This is a genomic window from Streptomyces sp. BL1 (assembly GCF_057628045.1).
The window spans coordinates 7,371,670-7,385,108 of the sequence record NZ_JBXYWZ010000002.1 but is presented as its reverse complement, the minus strand read 5'-3'; the positions used below and the strand labels follow the sequence as shown (position 1 = coordinate 7,385,108).

The 13,439-nt window shown below is 71.7% G+C and carries 12 protein-coding genes; 1 reads left to right on the top strand and 11 read right to left on the bottom strand.

The window, feature by feature from the left end; translation table 11 throughout:
* Nucleotides 1–7 precede the first annotated feature (7 nt).
* From AC3AGO_RS32420 to AC3AGO_RS32370, 11 genes are all read right to left on the bottom strand, one after another.
* Complete coding sequence (locus AC3AGO_RS32420) at nucleotides 8–1,153, bottom strand: M20 family metallopeptidase (protein WP_487823846.1); 1,146 nt, start codon at nucleotides 1,151–1,153, stop codon at nucleotides 8–10.
* The gene (locus AC3AGO_RS32415) at nucleotides 1,150–1,827 is read right to left on the bottom strand and encodes a DUF1028 domain-containing protein (RefSeq protein ID WP_487823845.1); all 678 of its coding nucleotides are present in this window, start codon (nucleotides 1,825–1,827) and stop codon (nucleotides 1,150–1,152) included. Before AC3AGO_RS32415 ends, AC3AGO_RS32420 begins: the two co-directional genes overlap by 4 nt.
* Nucleotides 1,824–2,294: a RidA family protein gene (locus AC3AGO_RS32410; protein WP_487823844.1), complete on the bottom strand. Its 471-nt coding sequence runs from the start codon at nucleotides 2,292–2,294 to the stop codon at nucleotides 1,824–1,826. Before AC3AGO_RS32410 ends, AC3AGO_RS32415 begins: the two co-directional genes overlap by 4 nt.
* Before the next feature lie 10 nt (nucleotides 2,295–2,304).
* On the bottom strand, nucleotides 2,305–3,672 hold the full coding sequence (locus AC3AGO_RS32405; RefSeq protein ID WP_487823843.1) for a flavin-containing monooxygenase: 1,368 nt from the start codon (nucleotides 3,670–3,672) through the stop codon (nucleotides 2,305–2,307).
* Nucleotides 3,673–3,864: 192 nt separating this feature from the next.
* Nucleotides 3,865–4,878 carry an LLM class flavin-dependent oxidoreductase gene (locus tag AC3AGO_RS32400; protein WP_487823842.1) on the bottom strand — a complete coding sequence of 338 codons (1,014 nt, stop codon included), beginning with the start codon at nucleotides 4,876–4,878 and terminating at the stop codon, nucleotides 3,865–3,867.
* 117 nt (nucleotides 4,879–4,995) lie between these two features.
* Nucleotides 4,996–5,493: a peptidylprolyl isomerase gene (locus AC3AGO_RS32395; RefSeq protein ID WP_487823841.1), complete on the bottom strand. Its 498-nt coding sequence runs from the start codon at nucleotides 5,491–5,493 to the stop codon at nucleotides 4,996–4,998.
* A 117-nt stretch (nucleotides 5,494–5,610) separates the two neighbouring features.
* Nucleotides 5,611–7,590 carry a CocE/NonD family hydrolase gene (locus tag AC3AGO_RS32390; protein ID WP_487823840.1) on the bottom strand — a complete coding sequence of 660 codons (1,980 nt, stop codon included), beginning with the start codon at nucleotides 7,588–7,590 and terminating at the stop codon, nucleotides 5,611–5,613.
* A gap of 245 nt (nucleotides 7,591–7,835) precedes the next feature.
* Nucleotides 7,836–8,498, bottom strand: coding sequence for a GOLPH3/VPS74 family protein (locus AC3AGO_RS32385; protein WP_487823839.1), 663 nt, complete (start codon nucleotides 8,496–8,498; stop codon nucleotides 7,836–7,838).
* Between the two features lie 108 nt (nucleotides 8,499–8,606).
* Nucleotides 8,607–10,340 (bottom strand): bifunctional 3'-5' exonuclease/DNA polymerase, encoded by a 1,734-nt coding sequence (locus tag AC3AGO_RS32380; protein WP_487823838.1) that lies wholly within the window; start codon nucleotides 10,338–10,340, stop codon nucleotides 8,607–8,609.
* Between the two features lie 54 nt (nucleotides 10,341–10,394).
* The gene (locus AC3AGO_RS32375; RefSeq protein WP_487823837.1) at nucleotides 10,395–11,666 is read right to left on the bottom strand and encodes a cytochrome P450; all 1,272 of its coding nucleotides are present in this window, start codon (nucleotides 11,664–11,666) and stop codon (nucleotides 10,395–10,397) included.
* Nucleotides 11,666–12,418, bottom strand: a complete 753-nt coding sequence (locus AC3AGO_RS32370) for an alpha/beta fold hydrolase (RefSeq protein WP_487823836.1) — start codon at nucleotides 12,416–12,418, stop codon at nucleotides 11,666–11,668. The genes AC3AGO_RS32375 and AC3AGO_RS32370 overlap by 1 nt, the downstream gene beginning before the upstream one ends.
* A 169-nt stretch (nucleotides 12,419–12,587) precedes the next feature.
* On the opposite strand from AC3AGO_RS32370, the gene AC3AGO_RS32365 reads away from it, so the two are divergent.
* A complete protein-coding gene (locus tag AC3AGO_RS32365) occupies nucleotides 12,588–13,355 on the top strand; it encodes a YqjF family protein (RefSeq protein ID WP_487823835.1) in 768 nt (255 codons plus the stop codon).
* Nucleotides 13,356–13,439 lie beyond the last annotated feature (84 nt).

The following is a 13,439-nucleotide window of genomic DNA, read 5'->3' as shown; positions in this document are numbered from 1 at the left end:
GCGCCCGTCATGCCGCCGCTCCCCCGCCCGGTGCGGCCCGGTCGATGCCGGTCCAGGCCAGCGCGATCGCCCCGTCGAGCAGGGCCCGTTGGGCCTGGCCGCCCACGCAGAACGCGGCGAACTCGTGCTGGTGGTTGGTGGCGGGCAGCGAGCCGATCCCGATGTAGGGGTGGATGGCCGGCACCACCTGCGACACGTTGCCCATATCGGTGGAGGCGCGGTTCATCCGGGCGGCCTGCCCCGGCGGCGCGAACTCCCGCCCCAGGTCCAGGGCGTTGGAACGGTAGTGCCCGAGTGCCGTCTCGTCGGTGCGGAACTCCGCGTACGGCTTGCTCTCCGCCTCGACCTCCAGCTCGCACCCGGTCGCGAGGGCCCCCGCCTCGAAGGCCCGCATGACGCGTGGTTCCAGCTCGGCCAGTTCGGCGAGGGTCTCGGCCCGTACGTACCAACGCCCGCTCGATCGCTCGGGTATGGCGTTGGGGGCGTCCCCGGCGTGGGTCACCACGCCGTGCACCCGCGCCGAGGACGGCAGCTGCTGGCGGAGCAGACCGATGGCGACCTGGGCCACCGTGAAGGCGTCCGCCGCGTTGATCCCGGACTCCGGATAGGCGGCGGCGTGCGCCGACTTCCCGGTGTAGGAGATCCTGGAGTGGCTGACCGCGAACGGGCGGGCCTCGGCGACGTCGACGGGCCCCGGGTGCACCATCATCGCGAGGTCCACTCCGGCGAAGGCCCCACGGTCCAGCATGTCGATCTTGCCGCCGCCGCCCTCCTCGGCCGGCGTGCCGTAGACCTCGACGGTGAGGCCGGCCTCGTCGGCGACGGCGGCCAGGCCGAGCGCTGCACCGACCGAGCTCGCCGCGATGAGGTTGTGCCCGCAGGCGTGGCCGAGGCCGGGCAGCGCGTCGTACTCGGCGCACAGCGCGATCCGGGTGGGCCCGCTGCCGAACCGCGCCAGGAACGCCGTCTCCAGGCCGAGATAGGACGAGGTGACGTCGAATCCTGCGCGGTCCAGCAGCTCCGGTACCGCGGCAGCGGCCCGGTGCTCCTCCCAGGCGGTCTCCGGGTCGGCGTGCAACTGCTCGGACAGGCCGGTCAGTTCCCCGGCCCGGCGGTCGACCGCGTGCCGGGCCGCCTCCTTCAGCGCGGTCATCGCTCGTCGCCCGGGACGCCGTACGAGGGGGAGGTCGCGGGGTCCAGGCCGCGGCGTACGTAGTCGTCGCGCTGCGGCAGCCAGACGTCGACGAGTTCGCCGAGCCGGTCGATCGGGTCGTCCGCCCAGTCCACCCGCAGATCGGTCACGCGCCAGTCGACGTCGGCGACGACCGCCATGCCCGCGGAGTGCACGGGACCTTCCTCGCCGCCGGCCGCGATGGCGGCCTTCATGGCGGCGAGCAGCCGTTCCTCCAACTCGCCCGTGGCGCCGGCGAACGCCTCCAGGAGGACGCCGGGGATGTGCTCGCCGGAGAGCATGTTGCCGGCCGCCACCGCGCCGTCCGCGGTGGCGGAGGCGTGCGTGCCCAGCGTGTGCGGCCCGCTGTAGGCGAACCCGGGCCCGGAGCGGCCCAGCACCGTCAACTGGCGGTAGTCGATGGTCTCCTTGTTCCGGGGCGCGCCGGTGACGTCGCCCAACGCACGCTGTGCGTCGCCGTGTTCGGCGAGTCCGGCGAGCAGGCTCGTACCGAGGGTGGGGTCGGTGATGTTCTGCGAGGACGCGGCGCCGACACCCGGGCGCAGATGGGCGCAGCGGGCCGCGACCGCCGGGCTCGACGAGCTGACCGCCATGCCGAACCGCTCGCCGTCGCGTGCCACCAGGGAAAACGTCATGCCTGCTCCTCCTTCGGGATCACTGCGACCGCGTCGATCTCGCACAGCCACTCCGGGCGGGCCAGTGCCGACACGACGAGGCCGGTCGAGATGGGGTGTACGCCCTTGGTCCAGCGGCCCACCGTGCGGTACACCGCTTCGCGGTAGCGCGGGTCGATCAGATAGATCGTCAGCTTGACCAGGTGCTCCATGCGGCTGCCCGCTTCTTCGAGCAGCATCTTGATGTTGGCCATGGCCTGTTCGGCCTGGGCCTCGGCGTCACCGATGCCGACCGACTCGCTGGTGTCGAGGTCCTGGCCGATCTGGCCGCGGACGTAGACGGTGTCGCCGGCCACGACGGCCTGGCAGAGGTCGTTGTCGAGGCTCTGCTCGGGGTACGTGTCGCGGGTGTTGAACGGCCGGATCCGGGTGTGCCCGCCGGCGACGATCGGGGCCCTCTTCCCGTGGCCCTCGCTCGTGGAGGTCATCAACTGCTCCTCAGTTCTGCTGCGTTGCCGGCACGGCGCCGGGCCGGTCGGTGCGATCGGTGGTCCGGTCGGTGGCGTCGGTGCGGTCGGTGGCGTCGGTGCGATCGGCGGTCCGGCCGCCGGCCCGGTCGGTGGTCCCGTACGCGAGGTAGCCCCGCCGGGTGGTGATGTGGTCGGCGACGTACCTGGCGTCGTGCCAGACGCCCCAGATGAAGCTCGACCCGCGGCGGGAGAGCCAGGGCAGGCCGAGGAAGTAGACCCCGGGTTCGGAGGACACTCCCCGCCGCTGCCGCGGCCGGCCCTTCTCGTCGAACGCGTCGGCCTTCAGCCAGCTGTAGTCGGCGGCGAAGCCCGTCGCCCACACGATCGAGGTGACGCCGGCCTCGGCCAGGTCGAGCTCCAACCGGGGGTCGGTCACACATTCCGGGTCCGGTCCGAGCACGTGGGCCTCCGGCTCCTCGGGAAGGCCGAGCCCGTTGCGTTCCGCGTACTCGTCGGCCGCCCGCAGGAGTTCGAGGTACTTGGCGTCGCCGCCCGCGATGTTCTCGGCGAGGTCCGGCGCGAAGCGCAGTACGCCGTCGTCGTACGAGGCGGTCATGCCGACGAGTTCGATGCCGGTGCCGGCGAGGGCGCGGAAGTCCACGGTGTGTCCGCCGCGGGCGCCGCTGACCGCGATGGTGACGTGTTCGGCCCCCGCGGGGGGCGTCTCGGCGTCCCAGCGCCCGAGCACGCCGAGCCACCAGCAGAAGTCACGTCCGCGGTACTCGCGGGGCGGACGGTCGTGCGGGCCGACGGAGAGGAAGACCCGGCGGCCGGACCGGCGCAGCTCATCGGCGATCTGGACGCCGGAGGAGCCGGCCCCGACCACGAGGACCGCGCCCTCGGGCAGTTGCTCCGGATTGCGGTAGCCGCTGGAGTGGATCTGCGTGGGGACGGCGCCGTCCGGGACGACGGGCGGGATCACGGGCCGCTGGAACGGACCGGTCGCCGCCACCACGAAGCGCGCGTCGATGGAGCCCTCCGACGTCTCGACCCGGAAACCGGGCCGGCCCTCGTGCCGTTCCACCGAGTTGACCTCGACACCGCACCGGACGGGGGCACCGATCTTCTCGGCGTACGCGACGAAGTAGTCCGCGACCTGCTCCTTCGAGGCGAAGGCATCGGGGTCGACGTCGGTGAACTCCAGCCCGGGGAACCGGTCGTGCCACGCGGGCCCGTTGGCCACCAGCGAATCCCACCGCTCCGAGCGCCACCGCTCGGCTATCCGGTGCCGCTCCAGAACAACGTGCGGTACGCCGTGGGCTCCCAGGTGCTCACTCATCGCCACGCCTGCCTGGCCGGCCCCGACGACGACGACTTCGGTCTCTTCACTCGGCACTTCCGCCTCCAACTCGTGCGGCAGTCCATCCCGGTGTCGCGTCGACCCCGCTGCCGCACGAGAAATCCTGAGCCGGACCCGAATTTCTGTCCAACAGATGTTTCCGTTCCAGCCCATCTGATTTATAGATACGGACCGCACAAGAAAAAAGGGGCCGGGCTCACAGACCCGGCCCCCTTTCCGTACGCGGCGTCACGAAGTGGCGGCCCCCGCGGGGGTCTTCAGGCGCGGGAGTACCCGGTCGGCGAACAGCTGGAGGCTGCTCCAGCCCGCGTCGATGGGGAGACCGCCGCACAGCGGGTGGAGGATCAGGGCGCCGAGCGGGCCCTGGGACCGCGCCTCCGTCACGCACTCGTCGGGGGTCAGGCAGCGGTAGACGCCCTCACCGCGCAGCTGTTCCACCGACTCGGTGGCATGTGAGGCGGCGGCGGAGCTGATCTCCGGGCGCTGCCAGGTCGCATACGTACGCGCCTCGTGGAGGAGGTGCCTGCCGTGCTCGGCCCAGAACCGGTCCGGGTCCTCGGCGCAGAACACGAACTGCGAACTGCTCGGCGGCAGCAGTGCGAAGCCGCCCTCGAAGCCTTCCTCCGCGCTCAACGCGTTGTAGGTGTCGGCCAGTTCGGGGAGGTGGTCGGCGGAGAAGAACGGCAGCCGCAGCCGTACGGCACGGCGTACGGCGGCCATCGACGTGCCGCCGACCAGCAACGGAGGATGCGGCCGGCTGTACGGGGGCGGGGTGACCCGTACGGTGCGGCCGCGGTATTCGAAGGGTTCGCCCGTCCACGCCGCGAGGAGGGTCTCCAGCACTTCGTCCTGGAGGCGGCCGCGGCGCTTCCACTCGCGGCCGAACATCTCGTACTCCTCGGGCCGGTACCCGATTCCCGCGACCAGGCTGAGGCGGCCGCGCCCGATGTGGTCGAGCACGGCCACCTCCTCGGCGAGGCGCAGCGGGTCGTACAGCGGTGTGATCAGCGCGCTGACCATCACCGGGAGTCGCCGCGTCGCCCCGAGCACCGCACCCGCGGTCGCCAAGGGAGCCGGGCTCCAGCCGTCCTCGGCGGCATGGTGTTCCTCCAGGGTCACCATGTCCAGCCCGGCTTCCTCGGCGAAGGCTGCCATGTCCACCGTCGCGCGATAGCGCGCGGCCACGTCCTCTCGCTCCAGACCGGGAGTCACCTGGTTGAAGCGCAGCACCGAACTCGTCACCGAACACCCCCACGCGAAGATGGATTCGGGTGTGGATATCAGCCGCCGGTGAAGACAACAAGAGATACGCGCCCATGGCAGCGGCCCCGGCTCACGACAGCCCGGGGCGTTGCTCGCTCACTGGCCGTCGACGACGCCCGACTTCGCGATCCGCACGTCCGCCTTGGTGGCGCCGCTGCGCGAGCCCTGCGACTCGATGGTCTTGACCAGGTCCATGCCCTCGACGACCTCGCCGAAGACGACGTGCTTGCCGTCCAGCCAGTCGGTGACGACGGTGGTGATGAAGAACTGCGAACCGTTGGTGTTCGGCCCGGCGTTGGCCATGGACAGCTGGCCCGGCTTGGTGTGCTTCAGCTGGAAGTTCTCGTCGGGGAACTTCTCGCCGTAGATGCTCTTGCCGCCGGTGCCGTCGCCACGGGTGAAGTCACCGCCCTGGAGCATGAAGCTGGGGATGACCCGGTGGAAACCGGAGCCCTCGTAGCCGAAGCCGTGCTCGCCCGTGGCGAGCTCGCGGAAGTTCTTGGTGGTCTTGGGGACCACGTCGTCGTACAGCTTGAAGACGATCCGCCCGGCGGGCTCGTCGTTGATGGTGATGTCGAAAAAGACGTTGCTCATGGAAGCATCCTCACATCCCGCTCGGGCGAGCCCGACATCGTCCCCCTCTCTCGGCGCGTACGAGGACGCCGCGGCGGCTCCGAAACCGTCCGCGGCGCCCTCGTCCGGAACGGAGGGTCAGGGCCGTGTCACCGTGAAGGCGGGACGGCCGGCCGGCAGTGTCACCGTGTTCTGGCGCAGATACGTGTCCAGGTACGGCGACCGGTTACCGGCGGTGGCGGCGTCGTCGGACGGGTCGTCGAGGGACAGCGCGAGCCGCGCGTCCTTGACGCGGATCGTCTCGCCCGACGGCGTGTCACGCCATGAACCGGTCTGGATGGAGCCCGTCTCGACGGCCAGCACGTGCCCGGCCTTCAGGGTCCAGTCGGTCGACTTGAGCTCGACGCTCAGCCGGCCCGAGCGCAGCAGGGAGACCTGTTCGTCGAACATGACGGCCTTCCCGTCCGGGGCCACGTCGTACAGCTTGACCATGACGTTGCCCTTCCCTCCGGCCGTCAGGTCGACCCGCGGTGTGCCGGTGATGCGCACGTCCTTCTTCAGCGGCGCGGACCAGGTGAAGAAGCTGGAGGTGACCTCACCGGCCTGCTGTTTCTTCACCGTCCCCTTGGCGAGGCCCGGCGGGGCGGTCTGGCCGGTGGCGGGCGCCTTCTCCATGTCTCCCCCGCCGGACGACCGGCCGGGTTCCGGGCTGCGCGAGAGGCCCGCTGCCGTACGCGCTGAGGCGCCGCCGTCGTCCACGTACGAGCCGCTGCCGAGCGGCAGGGTGGCGGACCGTTCCTGTGCCGGCCAGGTCTTCTGGCCGCGCCAGGCGCCGGTGGAGTCCTCCACCGCGTACGACGGGTAACGCGCGGACGGTTTCTTGTTCTTGAGGTACTGGTCGTAGAAGGACAGCGTCTCCTCGTACCAGCCCTCGCGGCCCATGGCCAGGCGCCCGTCCCCGGTGCGGTCCCCGCCGCGGACGTGGTCCCACTGGCCCAGCCAGCCGCGCTCGGGGCCCTTGTGGTTGCGGAGGTACTCCTGCATCTCCTCCGGCTTGGTGTTGGGTTCGATGAAGCCCTGGGTGACGAACAGCGGGGTGTCGCTGCCCTTCGCCGCCTTCGCGAGGTCGCGGGAGGTCCAGTGCGGGTCCTTCCGGTCGGATATGCGGTATCCGGCGGAGTTCCCTGTGAGGCACTGCGGATGGGCGTCCTCGTACCGGGCGTTGGCCTGGTAGCGGGGGTCGTCGTCCGCCAACGGGTCCATGGTGGCGATGGAGTTGTAGGCGTCGGCGGTGCCGGTGACGTTCGGCCGCGGCACACCGTTGGAGTAGATGTAGGGATACATGTCCCACAGCGGTTCCTGGGAGACGACGGCCTTGAGGGCCTTCTGGTCCAGGTTGTTGCCGATGAGCCCGGTGACCGCGTCGTACGACTTGCCGTACATGCCCACCGCTCCCGTCGACCACGGCCGGCTCGCGGCCCAGTCGACCGACGCCTCGACGTCGGCCTGTTCGCCGGGTCCGCCCCAGTCGAGGCAGCCGGTGGAGCCGCCGAAGCCGCGCAGGTCCACTATGACGAAGGCGTAGCCCTTGTCGAACAGGTCGGTGCCCTCGATGAAGTCCTGGAACCGGTTCGAGGGGCCGGTGTGCGTCCAGCCCTCGGGGCCACTCTGCCCGCTGTGCGCGAAGTAGGGGCCGACCGACAGGATCACGGGCACCTTCTTACCCTTGGGCAGTCCCTCGGGCCGCAGGACGTCGGCGTGCAGTTCGGTGCCGGAGCCGTCGGAAGAGGGGAAGTAGTGCTGTGTCCATTCCGCGCCCTCGGGAACGCGGTCGTTCTCCTCATGCGTGACGGGGTCGTCCGCCGTGGCGGACGACCCCGTCCTGGTCTGCGCCGTGCTTGCCTGTGCCGTTTTGGCCTGACGCGTTTTGGCCTGACGCGTTTTGGCCTGACGCGTTTTGGCCTGACGCGTTTTGGCCTGCGCCTTTTCGGTCTGCGCCTTTTCGGCCTGCGCCTTCGGGGTCTGTGCCGAGGCTGTGGGGGCGGCGAGCGCGCCGGTCAGCGCCAGGGTGGTGACGAGTGCGGCGACGGCCCGGACGGCCGCGCTGGGTCTCTTCACATGCTCCTCCCGGAGTGGTGGGTGCGGGATGGTGCAGGTGGCGCCGGTCGGGCAGCGGCCGTCGCGGCGCCGGAGCGAGGCGACGAGGAACAGCCGTACACACGAAGGGGATTCGCTCGCGCGTACGACCAGAGCCGACGGCGAGTGAGCCTATGATCAGCCGCAATGAGCGTCAATGTGGCGGACTGGCCCACGAGTTACCGATGTGCAGGATTCGGACACAGCGCCGGGGCCGGGAGGGGGCGTCAGCCGCCTCCGCCTGCCGGGTCGCCGCCGCCTCCACCGGACTTCTGGTCGATAACGATCTTGTCCCGCAGCGCCCGCGTCTGCCAGAACTCGTCCACCGCGGGCCGCAGTTCACCGCGTACGGGGCCCGGTACCTTCAGCTTCCGGGCCAGCCTGGTCGCTTGGACCAGCGCGAACAGCGCCCGGGTCCGCCCGTCCTGGAGTGCGGCGGCGGGCTCGCCCCACAGCGTCGCCAGCCGGCGTTCCCGGAAGTCCTTCGCCAGGACCCGGTAGCGGATGTTGGGGACGAAGAACCCCATGACCTTCTTGCCCACCGTCGACTCCACGGCACCGGCGGCGCCCAGGGAACGTGCCGTCAGTTCCTCGGTGGTGGTCCCCCAGAAGGCGAGCCAGCGGGAGACCCGCACCGGGCCCTCCTGCGGTCCTGGCAGTTTCGCCAACGCGCCGTCCAGCAGCGGGTTCCCCGCGTCGGGGCCCAGCCGGACGATCCGGTCGCGGTCCTCTGCCACCAGCCCGGCCGCCTCCAGATCGAGCAGCACGGCGGCCGCCAGACCCCAGCGCAGATGGCGCCGGTTGACCGACGGGTGGCCCCGCTGCGGGTCGAGCGTCACGAGCAGCAGCTCCTCCGCCAGCGTCGGCATGGAGGCGTCGTCCCGCAGCATGGTTCCTCTCTCGTTCCTCGTCCGGGCCCGGCCGTCCCGGGCCCGGGGAACCTTACGACCGGACCGCCTCCCCGGAGTCACCGGCCCCGCACAGGTGGCCGAGGGCCGCTATTTGGCGTCGGCGTAGCACTCGACGGCCGCGACGGCGAAGGCAAAGCTCACCGGGGTGTCCCCGAAGGCGGCCCGGCCGGCGCGGTCTCCGGCGACGCGGATCGCTTCGGTCACGCGCGCCGTCTCCTCCCGGGGGCAGTGCACGATGACCTCGTCGTGCTGGAAGAAGACCAACTCCGCCTCCAGGTCCGAGAGTTCCTGGCGCAGCGCGGCGAGCATGAGCACGGCCCAGTCGGCCGCACTGCCTTGTACGACAAAGTTCCGGGTGAAGCGGCCGCGGGCTCTGGCCGTGCCGCCGGGCCGGGGGCCGCCGTCCGTGTCGCCCGTCTCCGCGGCGTCCTCATCCTCACCGGACTGTGTGGCCGGCGGGCAGGTGCGGCCGAGGAAGGTCCGTACGAGGTGCCCCTCCTCCCCTTCCCTCGCGGCCTCGTCGACGTGGGCCACCGCGGCGGGAAAGCGCCGGCGCAGCGTGGCGAGGTTCTTCAGACCGTCGCCGCTGGTCTGCCCGTAGATCGCGCCGAGCAGGGCGAGTTTCGCCTGCTGCCGGTCGCCGGAGAACGCCCGTTCCGACAGGGCCGTGTACAGATCGTCCCCGGTGGAGGCCACCGCCATCAGTCCGGCGTCGCGGGAGATGGCGGCGAGGACCCGCGGCTCCATCTGTGCCGCGTCGGCGACCACCAACTGCCAGCCGGGGTCGGCCACCACGGCCCGCCGCAGCACTTTGGGAATCTGCAGGGCGCCGCCGCCCTGGGTCGTCCATCTGCCCGACGGGGCACCCCCGGGCAGATACTCGGCGTGGTGCCGGCCCTTGCGCACCCAGGACTGCAGCCACGACCAGCCGTGCGCCGTGTAGAGGCGGTACAGCTTCTTGTACTCCAGCAACGGCGCGACCGCCGGGTGGTCGACGGTGCGCAGTTCCCAGGCGCGTGTGGAGGTCAACTGCACCCCGGCACGGGCGAAAGCGCGGAGGATGTCGGCCGGCAGATCGCACCGCACCCGCGCATCCGGCCCGAAGGCCCGGGAGACCTCCTCCTCCAGCTGGACCAGGCGACGCGGCAGACCCCCTCCCCCGTACCGCTCGCCGAGCAACTCCTCCAGCACGGCCCGGTGCACGTCGGCGCGCCACGGCACTCCGGCACGGTGCATCTCGGCGGCCACGAGCGTGCCGGCCGACTCGCCCGCCAGCAGCAGCCGCAGCCGGCCCGGGTGCTCGGCGGCGGCCGTACGTCTCAACTGCCCGGCGTAGACCTCCAGCAGAGCGGTGAGCGGGTCGGTGCCTTCGGGAAGGGGCGGCGGCCCCGCGTCGAAGAGCGACGGTTCGGGGTCTGCCGCGAGGGAGGCCGACGGGGGATCGTCGGGGACGGGCAGCCCGTGCAGCCGGGCCCAGGCGGCGGGGAGCGACCGGGGTGCTCCCGCACTTCCCTCGCTGCCCAGCAGCAGGCTCTCGGCCGTCTCGACGTCGTAGCACCGCTCGACGCGGACGCCGGCGTCGAGCAGCCGCGGATACAGACCGGGGGTGGAACGCCACACCCAGCGTGCGGCTTCGGGCCGGCGGCGGACGGCCTCGGCGGGCGAGGATTCCGTGACGACCGGTCCCGCGGGGCGGCCCCTGCCGTCGAGAGGGCAGACCTGGACGCGCCCGTCGTCCGCCTCGGCGAGCGCCCAGCGCACCGCCCCCTCGTCCGCTCTCGCACGAGGGGAATCCTCGGCCTCGGCCTGCTCACCCACCATCCGGCCGAGTCTGCCACCCGCCGCTGACAGTCCCCTGCCGCGCCGCTCCCCCGGTCAGCGGTGGGTCGCGGTCGGGGTCCAGCGCACCGGCAGGTGCGTCACGCCGTTGATGAAGTTGGAGCTCAGGCGGACCGGTGGACCGTCGGGCTCCAACTCCGGGAGGCGGGTGAGCAGTTGGGTGAAGAAGATCCGCATCTGCATACGGCCGAAGTGCGCGCCCAGGCACATGTGAGGGCCCTGCCCGAAGGCCAGGTGGTCGTTGGGCGTGCGGGTGATGTCGAACCGGTACGGGTCGGGGAAGGCGCGCTCGTCGAAGTGCGCGGACGCGTGGTAGACCACGACTTTGTCGCCCCGCGCGATCCGCTGCCCGGCGAGCTCGGTGTCCCGCGTGGCGGTGCGGCGGAAGCTGAGCACCGGCGGGTGCCAGCGCAGGATCTCCTCGACGGCCGACGGTACGAGGCCGGGGTCGGCGCGCAACTTCCGGTAGGCGCCGGGGTGTTCGAGGAGGGCGAGGACACCGCCGGGCAGGGCGCTGCGCACGGTGTCGTTGCCGGCGATCACGACGAGGAAGAAGAACATCGCCAGTTCCTCCTCGCTCAGCAGACGCCCGTCCTCGACGGTGGCGGTGGCCAGCGCGGTCATCAGGTCGTCCGCGGGGTGCCGGCGCTTGTACCGGGCCAGCTGGTGCGCGTAGTCGAACATGTCGCGCAGCATCGCGGGTGAGCGCGGGTTGACGGGGCGTCCGTCGGCGTCGCGTACGACCTCGGCGTGTTCGGGGTCCTGGTAGCCGATGACCCGGTTGGTCCACTTCAGCAGCAGGCCGCGGTCGGAGGCGGGGACGCCGAGCAGCTCGGCGAGGTTGGCGAGCGGGAAGTCGTCGGTGACCTCGACGGGCAGGTCGCAGCTCCCGCGTGCGGCGACCGCGTCCAGCAGGGCGGTGGCGCGTGCCGTGATCTGCTCGCTGAACTGTTCCAGCCGCCGCCGGGTGAAGAGCGCGGCGGCCAGCCGGCGGATCCGGCTGTGTCCGGGCGGGTCCATGTTGAGGATCATCCGGCGGATGAAGTCGAGGTCGTCGGGGGCCGGGTCGCGGATCTGGGTGGCGCCGAGCCAGGACGAGTAGACGGCGGGGTCGCGCAGTACGTCACGGACATCCTGGTGGCGCGTGACGGCCCAGTACCCGGGCCCGGCCGGCCAGTCGTCCACGGCGTGTTCGTCCTGCCGGCACACGGGCGCCTCGTCCCGGAGGCGGCGGAAGCTGTCGTGCGGGATGCCGCGCGCGAACACGCGCGGGTCGAACACGTCCGGTACGGCCGCGGGTTCGGCCATCAGTGCCTTCCGAGGAAGCGCTCGACACTGGTCGCGAGCGCCACCGGGGATTCGTCCATCGCGTAGTGCCCGGCGTCGGGGAAGACCTCGAGTTCGAGGTTCGGATACCAGCTTCCGAAGGTCGCCCGCATGGTCTCGGCGCCCAGCGCCGGGTCGTGGCTGCCGGCGATCACGAGGATCGGTACGTCGCTGCCCTTGATCTCGGCGTGGAAGTCGGTGCCCGCCCAGGCGGCCAGGTAGGCGGCGAACGCGTCGCGGTCCGAGTGCTCCCGCGAGTGCCGCACCATGGCGTCCAGCCAGGTGCCGGTGAGCCGGTTCCCGGTGGTGAAGTCGATGATGGCGCGGCGGTTTCCGGGGCTGTCGGCGGCGCCGCCGAACAGCTGCCGGCCCTGCTCGTCGAACGGCACACCGCTCGCGGGCACCGGCGACACACCGACGAGTGCCCGCACGCGCTCCGGCGCGTCTGCGTACACCCGCTGCATGAACGAGCCGCCCATCGAGTGCCCGAGCAGCGAGAACCGGTCGGCGCCCAGGTCGTCGGCGGCGGCCAGGACGTCGCCCGCCACTTCGGCGGCCGAGAACTCGCCGGTCTCGCCGCGGCGGTCGCCGTAGCCACGAAGGTCCAGGAACACGTAGCTGAACGCCTCGTGGTCCAGGTGCGGCAGCAGGGCCTGCCACGACTGCGACGAGCCGAACCAGCCGTGCAGCACCAGCACGGTGTGCGCTCCGCTGCCGACACGTTTGACGCCCATGTCCCGCCCCTCACCGTCGAGTTGACACTCCGGGAGATGGTAGGCGCTGCGCGGAGGGCGCCGCGAGATGCCGTCGTTGCCTGCGGCTGCGCCGTGGCCGGCAGCCCAGTTCCCCGCGCCCCCAGGGGCGCGCCGAGCGGGCGTGACCTGCTGTGTCAGACTGGCGAGGATGCCGTCGCTGAACATGGCCCCGGAGCCCATCACGGTCGACCCGCCCCATGCGCCGAGCCGGCCCCTGATGACCCAGTCCTGGCTCGATCTGGCCTTCCTCCACTGGGCCGCCGATCCCTCGGACGTCGCGCCGCTGCTGCCGGCCGGTACGCGTCCGGACACGCTGGACGGTGTCACGTACGTGGGGCTCGTCGCGTTCCGGATGCACCGTGTGGGCTGGTTCAGTCTTCCCGGCATCCCGTACCTCGGGTCCTTCCCGGAGACCAATGTCCGGCTGTACTCCGTGGACGCCCACGGCCGGCGTGGTGTCGTCTTCCGCTCCCTGGACGCGTCCCGTCTGATCCCCGTGGCCGTCGCCCGCGCCGCGTTCCGCCTCCCCTATGTGTGGTCGAGGATGGCGGTCCGCCGGGAGGACGACACGGTCACCTACACCAGCCGCCGGCGTTGGCCCGGTCCCCGGGGCGCGCACAGCGAGATCTCCGTACGGGTCGGCGAACCGGTCGAAGAGCCGTCCGCTCTGGAGCACTTCCTGACCGCCCGCTGGGGCATGCACAACGCGTTCTTCGGCCGGTCGATGTACCTTCCGAACTCGCACCCCCGCTGGCCGCTGCACCGTGCCGAACTCCTGCACTGCGACGAGAACCTGGTGACGGCGGCGGGCCTGCCCGAACCTGCCGGGGAGCCCGTGAGCGTGCTGTACTCCCCCGGCGTCCCGGTCCGCTTCGGACGCCCGCCCCACAAACCGGCGGGCATCCCCACACCGTGAGCCGGACCGTGTACGGCGCGGTCCCGTGAACGGCCGTGGGCCGCGGCTCCCGGCGGGGAGGCGCGGCCCACGGTTCAGCGGTTG

Excerpts from the sequence above, each read along its gene's own strand:
- AC3AGO_RS32420 (WP_487823846.1), bottom strand. The coding sequence starts at position 1,153 with ATGACCGCGCTGAAGGAGGCGGCCCGGCACGCGGTCGACCGCCGGGCC.
- AC3AGO_RS32415 (WP_487823845.1), bottom strand. The coding sequence starts at position 1,827 with ATGACGTTTTCCCTGGTGGCACGCGACGGCGAGCGGTTCGGCATGGCG.
- AC3AGO_RS32410 (WP_487823844.1), bottom strand. The coding sequence starts at position 2,294 with ATGACCTCCACGAGCGAGGGCCACGGGAAGAGGGCCCCGATCGTCGCC.
- AC3AGO_RS32395 (WP_487823841.1), bottom strand. The coding sequence starts at position 5,493 with ATGAGCAACGTCTTTTTCGACATCACCATCAACGACGAGCCCGCCGGG.
- AC3AGO_RS32385 (WP_487823839.1), bottom strand. The coding sequence starts at position 8,498 with ATGCTGCGGGACGACGCCTCCATGCCGACGCTGGCGGAGGAGCTGCTG.
- AC3AGO_RS32380 (WP_487823838.1), bottom strand. The coding sequence starts at position 10,340 with ATGGTGGGTGAGCAGGCCGAGGCCGAGGATTCCCCTCGTGCGAGAGCG.
- AC3AGO_RS32375 (WP_487823837.1), bottom strand. The coding sequence starts at position 11,666 with ATGGCCGAACCCGCGGCCGTACCGGACGTGTTCGACCCGCGCGTGTTC.
- AC3AGO_RS32370 (WP_487823836.1), bottom strand. The coding sequence starts at position 12,418 with ATGGGCGTCAAACGTGTCGGCAGCGGAGCGCACACCGTGCTGGTGCTG.
- AC3AGO_RS32365 (WP_487823835.1), top strand. The coding sequence starts at position 12,588 with ATGCCGTCGCTGAACATGGCCCCGGAGCCCATCACGGTCGACCCGCCC.